Source organism: Stenotrophomonas sp. 05N423 (assembly GCF_056397145.1).
In genome coordinates this window covers 347,039-362,128 of the sequence record NZ_JBFTMV010000001.1, presented here as the reverse complement: position 1 = coordinate 362,128, position 15,090 = coordinate 347,039, and the positions used below count along the sequence as shown (strand labels likewise).

The following is a 15,090-nucleotide window of genomic DNA, read 5'->3' as shown; positions in this document are numbered from 1 at the left end:
ACGTTACTGGATGCCCGAGCCGATCCGCGACGGCTCGAAGCCGTCCTTGCAGAACCAGCCGCTGCAGTTGAGCCAGATCAGGAACGCCTTGCCGCGCAGGTTCTGCTCCGGCAAAAAGCCCCAGAAACGGCCGTCGTCGCTGTTGTCGCGGTTGTCGCCCATGACCAGGTACTGGCCCTGCGGCACTTCCCAGTCGCCCTGCCCGGCCGGATTGGCGCGGCCCAGGTATTCCAGCACGGTGTGCGTGCGGCCCGGCAGCGCTTCGCTGAGCAGGCTGGCGCCGTTCATCTCCGCGCCGCGGCCCTTGCCGATGTATTCGCCCTTGACCTCGTATGCCAGCGGCTGGCCGTTGATCGACAAGGTGTCGCCATGGAAGCCGATGCGGTCGCCCGGCAGGCCGATGACGCGCTTGATGAAGTTCTCGCCGCGCTGCGGGTCGCCCGGCATCTCCGGATGGCCCGGGAACTGGAACACCACCACGTCGCCGCGCTTCGGTTCGCCGGTCGGGATCACCTTGGTGTTGGTGATCGGCAGGCGGATGCCGTAGGCGAACTTGTTGACCAGGATGAAATCGCCGATCAGCAGGTTGGGCATCATCGAGCTGGACGGGATCTTGTAGGGCTCGGCGATGAAGCTGCGCAGGATCAGCACCACCGCCAGCACCGGGAAGAAGGCGCGCGAGTAATCGACGAGCGCCGGCTCCTCGCTGTCCAGCAGGCCACCCTTGGTCGCGCGGCGCCTGGCCAGGAACAGCTTGTCCAGCAGCAGGACCAGGCCCGACCCCAGGGTCAGCACCACCAGGGCGATTTCAAACCATTTCATTCGTCATCCTTCGCTATGCATGAGGCCCGGGCGGAAGCCGCCGGTCACTTGTTGTCCATCTGCAGCACGGCCAGGAAGGCTTCCTGCGGGATCTCCACGCGGCCGACCTGCTTCATGCGCTTCTTGCCTTCCTTCTGCTTCTCCAGCAGCTTCTTCTTGCGCGAAACGTCGCCACCATAGCACTTGGCCAGCACGTTCTTGCGCATGGCCTTGACCGTGGTGCGGGCGATGATCTGCGAGCCGACGGCGGCCTGGATGGCGACGTCGAACATCTGCCGCGGGATCAGGTCCTTCATCTTCTCGCACAGCTCGCGGCCGCGCCGATCGGCGTGGCTGCGATGCACGATCAGCGACAGCGCGTCGACCTTGTCGCCGTTGATCAGCACGTCCACGCGCACGAACGGGCCGGCCTCGAAACGCACGAAGTGGTAGTCCAGCGAGGCGTAGCCGCGGCTGACCGACTTGAGCTTGTCGAAGAAGTCCAGCACCACCTCGGCCATCGGCAGCTCGTAGCTGATCTGCACCTGGCTGCCCAGGTAGTTGATGCCGATCTGGGTGCCGCGCTTCTCCTCGCACAGCTTGATGATGTTGCCGATGTACTCCTCGGGCGTGAGCACGTTGGCGCGGATGATCGGCTCGCGGATCTCCTCGACCTGGTTGACCGGCGGCAGCTTGGCGGGGTTGTCCATCATCACGATGGAGCCGTCGCTCTTGAGCACCTCGTAGACAACGGTCGGCGCGGTGCTGATCAGGTCCAGGTCGTACTCGCGCTCCAGGCGCTCCTGCACGATCTCCATGTGCAGCATGCCGAGGAAGCCGCAGCGGAAGCCGAAGCCCATCGCCTCGGAACTTTCCGGCTCGAAGCGCAGCGCGGCGTCGTTCAGGCGCAGCTTGTCCAGCGCCTCGCGCAGGTCCGGGTAGTCCTCGGCGTCGACCGGGAACAGGCCGGCGAACACGCGCGGCTGCATTTCCTGGAAGCCGGGCAGCGGCGCCGGCGCCGGATCGCCGGCCAGGGTCAGGGTGTCGCCGACCGGCGCGCCGTGCACGTCCTTGATCGACGCGGTGATCCAGCCCACCTCGCCCGCCGACAGCTTGCCGGTGACCTTGCGCTTGGGCGTGAACACGCCCACCGCGTCGACCTGGTGGTTGCGGCCGGTGGACATGACCAGCAGCTTGTCGCCGGTCTTGACCTCGCCCTGCATCACGCGCACCAGCGAGACCACGCCCAGGTAATTGTCGAACCAGGAGTCGATGATCAGCGCCTGCAGCTTGTCGGTTTCGCGCGGGGCCGGCGGCGGGATGCGGTGGACGATGGCCTCCAGCACCTCTTCCACGTTCAGGCCGGTCTTGGCCGACACCGGCACCGCGTCAGTGGCGTCGATGCCGATCACCGCCTCGATCTCGGCCTTGGCGCGCTCGGTATCGGCGGTGGGCAGGTCGATCTTGTTCAGCACCGGCACCACTTCCAGGCCCATCTCGACCGCGGTGTAGCAGTTGGCCACGGACTGGGCTTCCACGCCCTGCGCCGCGTCCACCACCAGCAGCGCGCCCTCGCAGGCGGCCAGCGAGCGGCTGACTTCATAGGAGAAGTCGACGTGGCCGGGGGTGTCGATGAAGTTCAGGTAGTAGGTTTCGCCATTGCGCGCGGTGTACGGCAACGACACCGACTGCGCCTTGATGGTGATGCCACGCTCGCGCTCGATCGGATTGTTGTCCAGGACCTGCGCTTCCATTTCGCGCGCGGTCAGGCCGCCACAGATCTGGATGATGCGGTCGGCCAGGGTGGACTTGCCATGGTCGACGTGGGCGATGATGGAGAAATTGCGGATGTTCCGCATCGGATCGGCAGACATAAGGTGGCGGCGGCGCGGCGCGTCGTCAGGATAACGCGCCATTATCGCACGCCAGGCGGTCAGCCCGCACAGGCGGCCGGCCCGAACGGCAGGAGCCGCCCGGAGGCGGCCCCTGCGTACAGCTTGATGAAGGCGCGCTTCGGAAGGCTGGCTCAGTCGCCGGCCCGGACCGCGACGAAGGCGCTGTTGCCGCCGGTACGCACCAGCAGCATCACCACGTCACCCTTCTTGTAGCCGGCCAGCTCGCGGTTGAGCATGGCCACGCTGCCGACCGGCGTGCGGCCCACCTGCAGCACCACCATGCCCGGCACCAGCTGCGCATCGCGTGCGGACTGGCCGTTGACCCGGGTGATGCGCACGCCCTCGCCTGCCTCCAGCCCCAGCTGCTTGCGTTCGGCGGCCGACAGATCGGCCACCTCCAGCCCCAGCAGGGCATTGGCGCCAGCCTGCGGCTTCTCCTCGGCAGCGGCCGGCGCATTGCCCGGGCGCGCCGCGTCCTCGGCCAGTTCGGTCAGGGTCACGGTGATCTCGCGCTCGCGGCCATCGCGCAGGATGCCCAGGCGGACCTTGCTGCCCGGCGGCATGGCGCCGATCAGCGGCGGCAGGTCGCTGGCCGCGCCGATCTCGGTACCGTTGACCGAGCGGATCACGTCGCTCACCTCCACGCCCGCCTTGGCCGCGGCCGAACCTTCGACCACCTGGTTGACCAGCGCGCCACGGCTGTCGGCCAGCTTCAGGGCCTGCGCCTTCAGCGCGTCGATCGGCTGCACCACGGTGCCCAACTGGCCACGGCTGACCTTGCCGGTCTTCTTGATCTGCTCCACCGCGCTCATCGCCAGGTCGATCGGGATGGCGAAGCTGATGCCCATGTAGCCGCCGGAAGCGGAGAAGATCTGCGAGTTGATGCCGACCACCTCGCCACGGGTATTGAGCAGCGGCCCCCCGGAATTGCCCTGGTTGATCGCCACGTCGGTCTGGATGAACGGCACGTAGCGCTGCTCGGCATACGGGTTGCTGCGACCGGTGGCACTGACGATGCCAGCGGTGACCGAGTGGTCCAGGCCGAACGGCGAGCCGATCGCCACCACCCACTGGCCGGGCTTGAGCGTGTTGGAATCGCCTACGCGCACGGTCGGCAGGCCCTTGGCGTCGATCTTCAGCAACGCCACGTCGTACTGCTGGTCGCTGCCGACGACCTTGGCGTCGAACTCGCGGCGGTCGCTGAGCTTGACCTTGACCGTCTCGGCGCCGTCGATCACGTGGTGGTTGGTCAGCACATAGCCATCGGCGGAAATGATGAAGCCCGAGCCCATGCCACGGCCGCGCGGGCCGTTGTCCGGCGCATCATCGCCGCCGGGCATCTGGAAATCGGGGCCGAAGAAGCGCCGGAAGAAGTCAGGCAGCTGGTCCATGTCCGGGCGGCCGCCACCGGCCATGCGCGGGTTGCGGCGCGGGCCGATGACGGTCTCGACGTTCACCACGCCCGGCCCGACCTGCTCCACCAGCTGGGTGAAATCGGGCAGGCCGCTGACCAGCTGCGGCGCCGGTGCGGCAGGCCGGGCAGCGACCGCCTGCTCGGCGGGGGCAGCAGGTGCGTTGCTCTGGGCGCAGGCGGCCAGCGGCAGGGTCATCGCCAGCAGGCCGAACAGTCGGCGGTAGATACGGTGGGTCATCAGACTCGAGCCTCCGATTGAAAGAGTAGGAAACACCTTCCGTCCGGCGCAGACCGCAGGATGGGAAAATTCCGGGGAAACGGCCCCGCCGCGCGGGCCACGGGGCGGGGAAAGGAATGCCGGCGTCAGTGTCGCGGCGGCTGGGCGTCCGGCTCCACGGACATGCCCTGCGACGGCATCCGCGGTTCGAATGGATAGAAAGCCGCTCCGCCTTCCGCTGCCGGAAGACTGGCATTCAACGCAGGGTTCGACAGCGCTGGCGAGAGCGTCGAGCGCGGCCAGGGACGCGCATGCAGCACGTTGCCGGGGTCGGCGAACGGATCCGTGCGCAACGCAGGCGCAGGCGCCTGCGCGGCGACCGCGCGCGCCGGTTCGGCCTGCCGCACGGCGGCGCTGCGCGCCACCTGCTGGGTACGGGTCGCGCTGCCGCGACGTGCCGAGGCATCCGCGCGCCGCAGCGAGGCAACGGCCACGGCCGGTGCCGCAGCCGCCAATCCTGCTGCGGCGGCATCCGGCGCCTGTCCGGCATCGGCCACGACCGCCGTCGCCGGCACCTGCGCGGCGGTGGCGATCACGGCTTCCGGTACGGCCGGCCCGGGCAGCTGCCCGCGCGCCATGAACAAGGCCACGGCCGCGACCGAGGCCGCCAGTGCGGCGCCGCCGCCCCAGCGCCGCCAGCCGGCACGGCGCGCCTGCCGCTCCGATGCGGGCGGCATTTGACGGGCTTCGGCGGCGATCGCCTCACGGACCTTCAACTCGAAACCGGCTGGCGCCGGCGCGCAGGCCCGGCCGCGCAGCGCGTCGCCGAGCAGTTGCCAGCGCTCCTGGCATCCGGACAGTTCGCCGTCGTGCTCCAGCCGGCGCAGCAGGAAGCGCGCCTCGTCAGTGGGCAGCTCGCCGTCGACCAGCGCCGACAGCTGCTGCCGGTAATGAAGCTCGAACTTGTCGGCGGTATTGCCCGCCGCATCGACACGACCGGAAACATTCATGCGCGGCTCCTTTCACGGGTGGCGCTGGCGGTATCCAGCAACGGACGCAACTGGACGTCGATGGCTTCGCGGGCGCGGAAGATCCGCGAACGCACGGTGCCGATCGGGCACCCCATCTTCTGCGCGATTTCCTCGTAGCTCATGCCTTCCACCTCTCGCAGCGTGATGGCCGAACGCAGCTCCTCGGGAAGCGCGTCGACCGCTTTCATCACGGTCTGTTCCAGCTCCTGCCGCATCAGTTCGCGTTCGGGCGTATCGGTGTCGCGCAGGCGCGCACCGGCGTCGAACTGCTCGGCGTCGCCGATCTCGATGTCGTCGGTCGGTGGGCGCCGGTTGTGTGCGGCAAGGTAGTTCTTGGCGGTATTCACTGCGATTCGATGCAACCAGGTATAGAACTGGGCGTCGCCACGGAAATTCCCGATCGCGCGGTAGGCGCGCACGAAAGTGTCCTGGGCCACGTCCTGACATTCACTCCAGTCGGCGATGTAGCGCCCGATCAGCGCGACGATGCGGTGCTGGTACTTGCGCACCAGGACATCGAACGCCGCGCTCTCGCCGCGCTGCACGCGCCGGACCAGCTCCAGATCCAGCTCCTGCGGTGTTTCAACCTCGGCCATGGGGGGCCGCACTCCTGTCAGCCCAACCGACGTCGGGCAATGAGACCGCCTGTAGCGGAAAAAGTTCAGCGTCCCGTTCCCGGGCCGCCGCACCGGCTTTTAACCCGGGTTCGGCTAGCCTGTCGGCGACAACCGCTGGCGCGAACACCCTGCACCTTCCCAGCATTGGGATTTGACGCCGGGGAAACAACCTCTGGATCATAGCGATCTTCTCCATACACAACCGGATGGAACGTCCCATGCTTTCAGGTTTCGATGGGCTCCGCTTCACTCACTGGCAGGCCGAGATCCGCGACGATGGCATCGTCGTGCTCGCCCTGGACCGCCGCGACAGTCCGGTCAACGCGATGTCGCAGGACGTGCTGCTGGAACTGGGCGATATCGTCGAGCGGCTGGCGATCGATCCGCCCAAGGGGGTGGTGATCCGCTCGGCCAAGGCCGCCGGCTTCATCGCCGGCGCCGACCTGAAGGAATTCCAGGAATTCGACCGCCGCGGCACCGTCAACGACGCCATCCGCCGCGGCCAGTCCACCTACCAGAAACTGGCCGAGCTGCCCTGCCCGACCGTGGCCGCGATCCACGGGCACTGCCTGGGCGGCGGCACCGAGCTGGCACTGGCCTGCCGCTACCGCGTGGCCTCCAGCGATCCGTCCACCCGCATCGGCCTGCCCGAAACCCAGCTGGGCATCTTCCCGGGCTGGGGCGGCAGCGCGCGCCTGCCCCAGCTGGTCGGCGCGCCGGCGGCGATGGACATGATGCTGACCGGTCGCACGCTGTCGGCCTCGGCCGCGCGCGGCATCGGCCTGGTCGACAAGGTGGCCGCGCCGGCGGTGCTGGTGGACGCGGCGGTGGCGCTGGCACAGTCCGGCACCACCCGCCCGTTCAGGCAGCGCGCCACCGCGTGGGCCACCAACACCTGGCTGGCGCGCAAAATCCTCGCCCCACAGATGGTCAAGCAGGTCGCGCGCAAGGCGAAGAAGGACCAGTACCCGGCGCCTTACGCGCTGATCTCTACCTGGGAACGCAGCGGCGGCAGCGGCATCCAGGCACGCCTGGATGCCGAGCGCCGGGCGGTGGTCAAGCTGGCCAGCGGCCCCACCGCGCGCAACCTGATCCGCATCTTCTTCCTGACCGAACGGCTCAAGGGCCTGGGCGGCAAGGACGCGGACATCCGGCACGTGCACGTGGTCGGCGCTGGCGTAATGGGCGGCGACATTGCCGCCTGGGCAGCCTACAAGGGCTTCGACGTCACCCTGCAGGACCGCGAGCAGCGCTTCATCGACCCGGCCATGGCCCGCGCCCAGGCGCTGTTCGAGAAGAAAGTGAAGGATCCGGCCAAGCGCCCGGAAGTGGCGGCGCGGCTGAAGGCCGACCTGGCCGGCGACGGCGTGGCGAAGGCCGACCTTGTGATCGAGGCGATCATCGAGAACCCGGAGGCCAAGCGCGAGCTGTACCAGTCGCTGGAGCCGCGGATGAAGGCCGATGCGCTGCTGACCAGCAACACCTCCTCGATCCCGCTGGTGGAACTGCGCGAGCACATCGCCCGCCCGGCCCGGTTCGCCGGCCTGCACTACTTCAACCCGGTGGCGCAGATGCCGCTGGTGGAAATCATCCACCACGACCGCATGGCGCCGGAGACCGAGCAGCGGCTGGCCGCGTTCTGCAAGGCGCTGGGCAAGTTCCCGGTGCCGGTGGCCGGGACCCCGGGCTTCCTGGTCAACCGCGTGCTGTTCCCCTACATGCTGGAAGCGGCCACCGCCTATGCCGAAGGCGTTCCCGGCCCGGTGATCGACCGCGCCGCGGTGAAGTTCGGCATGCCGATGGGGCCGATCGAACTGCTCGATACCGTGGGCCTGGACGTGGCCGCCGGCGTCGGCAGGGAGCTGGCGCCGTTCCTGGGCCTGCAGATCCCGGCCGCGCTGGCGACCGTGGAACCGGGCAAACGCGGCAAGAAAGACGGCCAGGGCATCTACAAGTGGGAGAACGGCCGCGCGGTCAAACCCGACGTAGCCAAGGACTACCAGGCGCCATCGGACCTGGAGGACCGCCTGATCCTGCCGCTGCTCAATGAGGCGGTGGCCTGCCTGCACGACGGTGTGGTGGCCGATGCCGACCTGCTCGATGCCGGCGTGATCTTCGGCACCGGCTTCGCTCCGTTCCGCGGCGGCCCGATCCAGCACATCCGCGCCACCGGCGCCGACGAACTGGCCGGCCGGCTCAAGACCCTGCAGGCGCGCCACGGCGACCGCTTCGCGCCGCGACCGGGCTGGGACATGGCGGTCCTGCGCGAACCCGTCGCCTGACCCTCGGGCGACCTTCGCGACGACACGGCCGGGGCTGCTCCGCAGCCCCGGCTTTTTTGTCGCCGCCATCCGTGACGGCAACCTTCCGGGCCATCGGCCAGCGTTGCCAGAAAGCCGCCCCAGGCGGCGTTGCCGCTCACCGCTGATCACCCGGGCCGCGGCGCGGACAACGGGAGTGGGGAACACGGCGTCCCGCGGCGTCGCGGGCCTTCGCCGGCAAAACTCCAGCGGGGCGTTGCTCCGCCCTGCAAAGGGATATTCCCGCACAGGCCGGTTTTCCCGGTGATCGGCGATGAACCTTTCCATTCGACCTCCTCCGGGCTACGCCCGGAAAACGCACGTCGATGTCGCGGAAAACAACCACCTGCATGCCGATTGACCCAAATCAAGGCAATCCGGCGCGTCCGGGCCGAATCTATACCCGTCGCCCGGCACACCTTCGCGCCGGGCCGTGACGGCCAGACCGCACGCAGCGTCCATCGCATATCCCACAGGAGCAACTCCATGAAAACCTCGCGCCGCCTTCTCCTCGCCCTGGCCCTGATCGGCGCCGCCGGTGCGGCCCAGGCTGCCGGCAACTGCACCGTCTCGCTCAAGGGCAACGATGCGATGCAGTTCGATCTCAAGGAAGCCACCGTTTCGGCCGGCTGCGCCAACATCACCATCGAGCTGACCCATACCGGCAAGCTCCCGGCCACGGCCATGGGCCACAACGTGGTGGTGTCCACCACCGCCGATATGGCCGGCGTCAACCGCGACGCGATCCGCGCCGGCGTCGCCAACAACTATGTGCCGGCCAACGATGCCCGCGTGCTCGCCCACACCACCCTGATCGGCGGCGGGCAGAAGACCCAGATCCGCTTCCCGGGCAACAAGCTCACCGCCGGCGGCGACTACAGCTTTTACTGCTCCTTCCCGGGCCATTCGGCCATGATGAAGGGCAAGCTGGTCGTAACCCGCTGATTTTGCTGGATCTGCAACGCAGGCCCGGGCGACCCTGTCGCCCGGGCCTGCGTCATATACTGTTCAGGATGGCATCCTGCGGCCCATCACGGTCCATGGATGACTGCAAACGCCCGGACACGCATTGATCCAGGTCAATGCCCGGTGTGCTCCACACGGGGATGATTCCCCCGTTCAGACTGAGGATCAGGCCGCATGCAAAGCGTGCAGGGGACATATAACGACAAGGTGGTGCGCCAGTTCGCGGTGATGACCGTGGTCTGGGGCATCGTGGGCATGCTGGTGGGCGTGATCATCGCCGCCCAGCTCTACTGGCCGACGCTCGGCGAAGGCATTCCGTGGCTCAGCTACGGACGGCTGCGGCCGCTGCATACCAACGCGGTGATCTTCGCTTTCGGCGGCTGCGCGCTGATCGCGACCAGCCTGCACGTGGTGCAGCGCACCTGCCACGTCCGGCTGATCTCGGACAAGCTGGCAGCCTTCGTGTTCTGGGGCTGGCAACTGGTGATCGTGGCCGCGGCCATCTCCCTGCCGCTGGGCTGGACCCAGGGCAAGGAATACGCCGAGCTGGAATGGCCGATCGACATCCTGATCGCCGCGGTATGGGTGGCCTATGCGGTGCTGTTCATCGGCACGATCGCAAAACGCCGGGTCAAGCACATCTATGTGGCCAACTGGTTCTATGCCGGCTTCATCCTGGCCATCGCCCTGCTGCACATCGTCAACAACATCTCCATCCCCGCCGGCCTGACCAAGTCCTATCCGGTCTACAGCGGCGCGGTCGATGCGATGGTGCAGTGGTGGTACGGCCACAACGCGGTGGGCTTCTTCCTGACCGCCGGCTTCCTGGGAATGATGTACTACTTCGTGCCCAAGCAGGCCGGCCGCCCGGTGTATTCCTACCGTCTGTCGATCGTGCACTTCTGGGCGCTGATCGCCGTGTACATGTGGGCCGGTCCGCACCACCTGCAGTACACCGCCCTGCCCGACTGGGCGCAGTCGCTGGGCATGGTGTTCTCGCTGATCCTGCTGGCCCCGTCGTGGGGCGGCGCGATCAACGGCGTGCTGACCCTGTCCGGCGTCTGGCACAAGCTGCGCACCGATCCGATCCTCAAGTTCCTGATCGTGGCCGTGTCGTTCTACATGATCGCCACGTTCGAAGGCCCGATGATGTCGATCAAGACGGTCAACTCGCTGTCGCATTACACGGACTGGACCATCGGCCACGTCCATGCCGGCGCGCTGGGCTGGGTGGCGATGATCTCGATCGGCTCGATCTACGCGCTGATGCCCAAGCTGCTGGGCCGCGAGCAGATGTACTCGGTCAAGGCCATCGACACGCACTTCTGGCTGCACACCATCGGCGTGGTGCTGTACATCGCCTCGATGTGGATCGCCGGCGTGATGCAGGGCCTGATGTGGCGCGCGACCAACGACGACGGCACCCTGACCTACACCTTCGTCGAGTCGCTCAAGTTCACCTATCCGTACTACCTGATCCGTCTCGGCGGTGGCCTGGTGGTGCTGGGCGGCATGTGCCTGATGGCCTGGAACGTCTGGCGTACCTGGCGTACCGCTCCCGCGATCGAACCGCAGCCGCTGCTGCCCGTCGACGCCTCCGAAGTACGTGCCTGAGGAGGAAGGAACCCCATGAGCGAGAACAAGAATCCCCACGAGAAAGTCGAAAAGAACGTCGGCCTGATGGCGGTGCTGATCGCGGTGGCCGTGTCGTTCGGCGGCCTGGCCGAGATCGTGCCGTTGATGTTCCAGGCCGAGGCTATCAAGCCGCTGGAGGGCGTTGAGCCCTACCCGGCGCTGGAACTGGCCGGGCGCGACATCTACGTCCGCGAGGGCTGCTACAACTGCCATTCGCAGATGGTGCGCACCCTGCGCTTCGAGACCGAGCGTTACGGCCACTATTCGCTGGCGGGCGAATCGGTCTACGACCGTCCCTTCCAGTGGGGCAGCAAGCGCACCGGCCCGGACCTGGCGCGCGTCGGCGGCCGTTATTCCGACGCCTGGCACCGCGTGCACCTGATCAACCCGCGCGACGTCGTGCCCGAGTCGAACATGCCCAGCTTCCCATGGCTGGAAAAGAACGAGCTGGACGGGGCGACGGTCGCCAGGCACATGGCCGCGCTCAGGAAACTGGGCGATCCCTACACCGACGAGCAGCTCGCCAGTGCGGCCGAGGACGTCAAGGGCAAGACCGAGCTGGATGCGGTCGTCGCCTACCTGCAGGGTCTGGGGCGGCATGCGCCGCGGGGAGGCCAGCAATGATCTCCGGCATCGTGACCGCGCTGCTGCTGATGCTGTTCATCGGCGGCTGGATCTGGGCCTGGAGCCCGAAGCGCAAGCGTGAATTCGAGGATGCGGCACGCCTGCCGCTGGAAGAGGACGACGTGCAATACGGCAATGGGGGAGAGCGCAGATGATGAGCATGGGATGGACGTGGTACGTCATCGCCCTGGTTGCGCTGAACATCCTCGGCTGCGTGTGGCTGCTGTGGTGGACCGCGCGCCGCCGTCCGGGCGACCCGAAGCCCGAGGACACGCTGCATACCTGGGATGGCGACATCACCGAGTACAACAAGCCGCTGCCGCGCTGGTGGATCAACCTGTTCTACCTGACCATCGTCTTCGCCATCGGCTATCTGTTCTGGTACGGCGGCCTGGGCAACATCCCCGGCTACAGCGGCTGGACCTCGCAGAAGGAGCACGCCGCCGACAAGGCGGTCGAAGACGCCAAGCTGGAGCAGACCTTCAAGCCCTACGCCGGCCAGCCGATCGACCAGCTGGCGAAGGACCCCAAGGCGCTGGCGCTGGGCCGCTCGATCTTCGGCAACACCTGCGCCACCTGCCACGGTTCCTCGGGCCAGGGCGCCATCGGCTACCCGAACCTGACCGACGACATCTGGCACTGGGGCGGTTCGCCTGATCGCATCCTGGAAACGGTGCTGGACGGCCGCGAAGGCATCATGCCGGAATGGGGCACGGTGCTGACCGGCATGGGCGGCCCGGAAGCCGTGGATTACACCATCGCCTACGTGCGCACCCTGTCGGCTCCGGAAACCCTGCAGAACAACTACATGGCCGCCCGCGGCAAGAAGCTGTACGACGGCGTCTGCGTGGCCTGCCATGGCGTGGACGGCAAGGGCAACCAGGACATCGGCGCGCCGGACCTGACCGACAGCTACTGGCTCTACGGCAACAGCCGCGAAAGCCTGTACAGGACGATCACCGAAGGCCGCCATGGCACCATGCCTGCGCACCGCGAACTGCTCGGCGAGACCCGTGTCCGCCTGGTTGCCGCCTACGTCTGGTCGTTGTCGCATAATCAGGCGGACACCAAGGCCAGCACGAGCGCAAAGTGACCGACTTCAGCGAGCCTCGCTTCGACCATCCCCCACGTCCGCTGGCCCAGCGCGTGGGGGCCATCGCCTGGCCCAGCTTTTTCGCCGCCGGCGTGGCGACGATGGTGTTCTTCGCCTTCGTCGACCCGCTGACGCTGCGCGACATGACCTTCCCCGACCTGCAGATCTCGCGCGAGCTCGGCTATACGCTGGGCTTCGCCATGTTCTGGCTGGCCACCGCTTCCTCCAGCCTGTTCACCTGGATCCTGCTGCGGCCTGCCAGCCGCTTCAACCGCGCCCTGCCGCCAGAGCGTTGAACAGCGGCTGCGACAATCCGTCGCTTCCCTGCCTCCGTTACAAACCGATACTGAACGCCCCCGCGCAGCAACACGCCACGCCTACGTCATGACCTTCACCCGCCCGCTCCCTTCCTCGCCGTTCGCGGCGGCCACCATGGAACGCACGCCATGAGCAAGCGCATTCCGCTGGATGTCGTGGACGACCAGGGCAATTCGTTCTACGTCAGCGAGCGCAAGGTCTACCCGCGCGACGTCTCCGGGCGCTTCAACCGCCTGCGCGTGGCCGCGGTGGTGTGGCTGCTGGGCATGTACTACCTGTTCCCGTGGCTGTCGTGGGACGGCCGTCAGGCGGTGCTGTTCGACCTGCCCGCACGCAAGTTCTACATCTTCGGCCTGGTGTTCTGGCCGCAGGACTTTTTGTTCCTTGCCATGCTGCTGATCATCGCGGCGATGACCCTGTTCTTCTCCACCGCCCTGGCCGGACGCCTGTGGTGCGGCTATGCCTGCCCGCAGACGGTATGGACCGAGACCTTCCTGTGGATGGAACGCTGGTTCGAGGGCGACCGCTCCCGGCGCATGAAGCTCGACGCCGGCCCCTGGAACCGCGAGAAAGTACTGCGCAAGGGCGGCAAACACCTGTTCTGGCTGCTGTTCGCGCTGTGGACCGGCTTCACCTTCGTCGGCTTCTTTACGCCCATCCGCGACCTGGGATCGCGCCTGCTGCCATTCGACTGGGGCGGCTGGGAAACCTTCTGGGTGCTGTTCTATGCGCTGGCGACCTGGGGCTTTGCCGGCATCCTGCGCGAGCAGGTGTGCAAGTACATGTGCCCCTACGCGCGCTTCCAGAGCGCGATGTTCGACCGCAACACCCTGCTGATCGCCTACGACCCGATGCGCGGCGAACCGCGCGGCCCGCGCAAGCGCGGCCTGGGCAGCGTGCTGGAGCGTGCGCGCGGCCTGTTGGCCCCGTCGGCCGCCTACGACTATGTATTCCGCGCCGGCCTGCATCCTTCCGCCGCCACCCAGGCCGCGCACGCCAAGGGCACGATCACCTGGGACGGCGAGCTGGCCGAGGTCGCGCCGCTGCCGAAGTTCGCGCCCGAAGAACTGGGCGACTGCATCGACTGCACCATCTGCGTGCAGGTCTGCCCGACCGGCATCGACATCCGCAACGGCCTGCAGTACGAGTGCATCGCCTGCGGCGCCTGCATCGATGCCTGCGATGAAGTGATGGACAAGATGGGCTACCCGCATGGCCTGATCCGCTACTCCACGCAGAACGCCATCGACGGCAAGCCTACCCGCGTGCTGCGCCCGCGCATCTTCGTGTATGGCCTGCTCCTGCTGGGCCTGTGCGGCGCCTGGGCCTGGGGCGTGACCCACCGCAGCGAACTGATCGCCGAGGTGCTGCGCGACCGCAACGCGCTGTACCGCCAGTCCGCCGACGGCAGCATCGCCAACGACTACACGCTCAAGCTGATCAACAAGAGCCAGGAAACCCGCCGTTACCGCATCACCCTGGAACCGGCCGACGCCGGCCTGCGCCTGGGCGGCCAGACGCAAGTCCAGGCCGGTCCCGAGCAGGTGCTGCCGGTGGCGTTGAGCGTGGTCGCCGATGGCGAAGTCAACGGCCGCCGCGCCCTGCGCTTCGTGGTCGAACGCGAAGATGGCGGCGAGAAGCGCGTCGTCGAAAGCAGTTTCTTTGGTCCGGTGCAATGAACGAAAACCCAAAATCCCCCTGGCGCATCCCCGTGTTCTGGCTGGTGGTCGGCCTGCCGCTGCTGTCCATCGTGGCCGGCGTCGGGCTGGTGATCGTCGCCGTGCGTTCGGGGGGCGCCGACGTCGTGTCCGATCCGGTGCAGCGCACGTCGCAGATCCAGACCACCGACCTGGGCCCTGACGAAGCGGCGCAGAAGCTGGGCCTGAGCGCCGTGCTGCGCATGGAGGACGGCGTCATCGAAGTCCTCCCCGCCACCGGCCGGTTCGCCACCCGCGCGCCGCTGCAGCTGGTGCTGGAACACCCCACCCGCCAGTCCGACGACCTGCGCCTGGAACTGGCGCCGCAGGGTCCGGGCTGGCGCATCGAAAAGGCCGTGGACGCCGAGCACGACTGGGTCGTGCAGCTGCGCGACGCCGAGGGCCGCTGGCGCCTGCGTGGCCGGTTGCCGAAGCAGCAGCACGCCGCCCGCCTCTCCCCCTCGCTGGGCGGGGAACACTGA

14 protein-coding genes are annotated in these 15,090 nt (G+C 67.7%); 9 read left to right on the top strand and 5 right to left on the bottom strand.

Going from position 1 to position 15,090, the window contains the following annotated elements; genetic code table 11:
* Nucleotides 1-3 precede the first annotated feature (3 nt).
* The 5 genes from lepB to rpoE form a co-directional block, all read right to left on the bottom strand.
* Entirely contained in the window at nucleotides 4-822 is an 819-nt protein-coding gene (gene lepB / locus AC1DGW_RS01575) for a signal peptidase I (protein WP_478018926.1), read from the bottom strand.
* Nucleotides 823-866: 44 nt separating this feature from the next.
* Entirely contained in the window at nucleotides 867-2,660 is a 1,794-nt protein-coding gene (gene lepA, locus AC1DGW_RS01570; RefSeq protein WP_478019606.1) for a translation elongation factor 4, read from the bottom strand.
* A 167-nt stretch (nucleotides 2,661-2,827) separates the two neighbouring features.
* Nucleotides 2,828-4,348, bottom strand: coding sequence for a DegQ family serine endoprotease (locus tag AC1DGW_RS01565; protein WP_478018925.1), 1,521 nt, complete (start codon nucleotides 4,346-4,348; stop codon nucleotides 2,828-2,830).
* Nucleotides 4,349-4,473: 125 nt separating this feature from the next.
* The gene (locus tag AC1DGW_RS01560; protein ID WP_478018923.1) at nucleotides 4,474-5,337 is read right to left on the bottom strand and encodes a sigma-E factor negative regulatory protein; all 864 of its coding nucleotides are present in this window, start codon (nucleotides 5,335-5,337) and stop codon (nucleotides 4,474-4,476) included.
* Nucleotides 5,334-5,954, bottom strand: coding sequence for an RNA polymerase sigma factor RpoE (gene rpoE, locus AC1DGW_RS01555; protein ID WP_478018922.1), 621 nt, complete (start codon nucleotides 5,952-5,954; stop codon nucleotides 5,334-5,336). Before rpoE ends, AC1DGW_RS01560 begins: the two co-directional genes overlap by 4 nt.
* Before the next feature lie 239 nt (nucleotides 5,955-6,193).
* Between rpoE and AC1DGW_RS01550 the strand changes: the two genes are divergently transcribed.
* The 9 genes from AC1DGW_RS01550 to AC1DGW_RS01510 all read left to right on the top strand — a co-directional run bounded on the left by AC1DGW_RS01550 (nucleotide 6,194) and on the right by AC1DGW_RS01510 (nucleotide 15,090).
* Nucleotides 6,194-8,257: a 3-hydroxyacyl-CoA dehydrogenase NAD-binding domain-containing protein gene (locus tag AC1DGW_RS01550; protein WP_478018921.1), complete on the top strand. Its 2,064-nt coding sequence runs from the start codon at nucleotides 6,194-6,196 to the stop codon at nucleotides 8,255-8,257.
* Between the two features lie 504 nt (nucleotides 8,258-8,761).
* A complete protein-coding gene (azu, locus tag AC1DGW_RS01545) occupies nucleotides 8,762-9,220 on the top strand; it encodes an azurin (RefSeq protein WP_478018919.1) in 459 nt (152 codons plus the stop codon).
* A 195-nt stretch (nucleotides 9,221-9,415) separates the two neighbouring features.
* A complete protein-coding gene (gene ccoN, locus AC1DGW_RS01540; RefSeq protein WP_478018918.1) occupies nucleotides 9,416-10,855 on the top strand; it encodes a cytochrome-c oxidase, cbb3-type subunit I in 1,440 nt (479 codons plus the stop codon).
* Nucleotides 10,856-10,870: 15 nt separating this feature from the next.
* Entirely contained in the window at nucleotides 10,871-11,500 is a 630-nt protein-coding gene (gene ccoO, locus AC1DGW_RS01535; protein ID WP_478018917.1) for a cytochrome-c oxidase, cbb3-type subunit II, read from the top strand.
* Complete coding sequence (locus AC1DGW_RS01530; RefSeq protein WP_478018915.1) at nucleotides 11,497-11,655, top strand: cbb3-type cytochrome oxidase subunit 3; 159 nt, start codon at nucleotides 11,497-11,499, stop codon at nucleotides 11,653-11,655. Before ccoO ends, AC1DGW_RS01530 begins: the two co-directional genes overlap by 4 nt.
* Complete coding sequence (gene ccoP / locus AC1DGW_RS01525) at nucleotides 11,655-12,593, top strand: cytochrome-c oxidase, cbb3-type subunit III (RefSeq protein ID WP_478018914.1); 939 nt, start codon at nucleotides 11,655-11,657, stop codon at nucleotides 12,591-12,593. The genes AC1DGW_RS01530 and ccoP overlap by 1 nt, the downstream gene beginning before the upstream one ends.
* On the top strand, nucleotides 12,590-12,889 hold the full coding sequence (locus tag AC1DGW_RS01520; protein WP_478018912.1) for a hypothetical protein: 300 nt from the start codon (nucleotides 12,590-12,592) through the stop codon (nucleotides 12,887-12,889). The genes ccoP and AC1DGW_RS01520 overlap by 4 nt, the downstream gene beginning before the upstream one ends.
* 150 nt (nucleotides 12,890-13,039) lie before the next feature.
* A complete protein-coding gene (locus AC1DGW_RS01515; protein WP_478018911.1) occupies nucleotides 13,040-14,590 on the top strand; it encodes a 4Fe-4S dicluster domain-containing protein in 1,551 nt (516 codons plus the stop codon).
* Entirely contained in the window at nucleotides 14,587-15,090 is a 504-nt protein-coding gene (locus tag AC1DGW_RS01510; protein ID WP_478018910.1) for a FixH family protein, read from the top strand. Before AC1DGW_RS01515 ends, AC1DGW_RS01510 begins: the two co-directional genes overlap by 4 nt.

Coding starts and splice junctions, on each gene's coding strand:
- AC1DGW_RS01565 (WP_478018925.1), bottom strand. CDS start 4,348: ATGACCCACCGTATCTACCGCCGACTGTTCGGCCTGCTGGCGATGACC.
- lepB (WP_478018926.1), bottom strand. CDS start 822: ATGAAATGGTTTGAAATCGCCCTGGTGGTGCTGACCCTGGGGTCGGGC.
- rpoE (WP_478018922.1), bottom strand. CDS start 5,954: ATGGCCGAGGTTGAAACACCGCAGGAGCTGGATCTGGAGCTGGTCCGG.
- AC1DGW_RS01550 (WP_478018921.1), top strand. CDS start 6,194: ATGCTTTCAGGTTTCGATGGGCTCCGCTTCACTCACTGGCAGGCCGAG.
- ccoN (WP_478018918.1), top strand. CDS start 9,416: ATGCAAAGCGTGCAGGGGACATATAACGACAAGGTGGTGCGCCAGTTC.
- AC1DGW_RS01515 (WP_478018911.1), top strand. CDS start 13,040: ATGAGCAAGCGCATTCCGCTGGATGTCGTGGACGACCAGGGCAATTCG.
- AC1DGW_RS01530 (WP_478018915.1), top strand. CDS start 11,497: ATGATCTCCGGCATCGTGACCGCGCTGCTGCTGATGCTGTTCATCGGC.
- azu (WP_478018919.1), top strand. CDS start 8,762: ATGAAAACCTCGCGCCGCCTTCTCCTCGCCCTGGCCCTGATCGGCGCC.
- AC1DGW_RS01510 (WP_478018910.1), top strand. CDS start 14,587: ATGAACGAAAACCCAAAATCCCCCTGGCGCATCCCCGTGTTCTGGCTG.
- ccoO (WP_478018917.1), top strand. CDS start 10,871: ATGAGCGAGAACAAGAATCCCCACGAGAAAGTCGAAAAGAACGTCGGC.
- ccoP (WP_478018914.1), top strand. CDS start 11,655: ATGAGCATGGGATGGACGTGGTACGTCATCGCCCTGGTTGCGCTGAAC.
- AC1DGW_RS01560 (WP_478018923.1), bottom strand. CDS start 5,337: ATGAATGTTTCCGGTCGTGTCGATGCGGCGGGCAATACCGCCGACAAG.
- lepA (WP_478019606.1), bottom strand. CDS start 2,660: ATGCGGAACATCCGCAATTTCTCCATCATCGCCCACGTCGACCATGGC.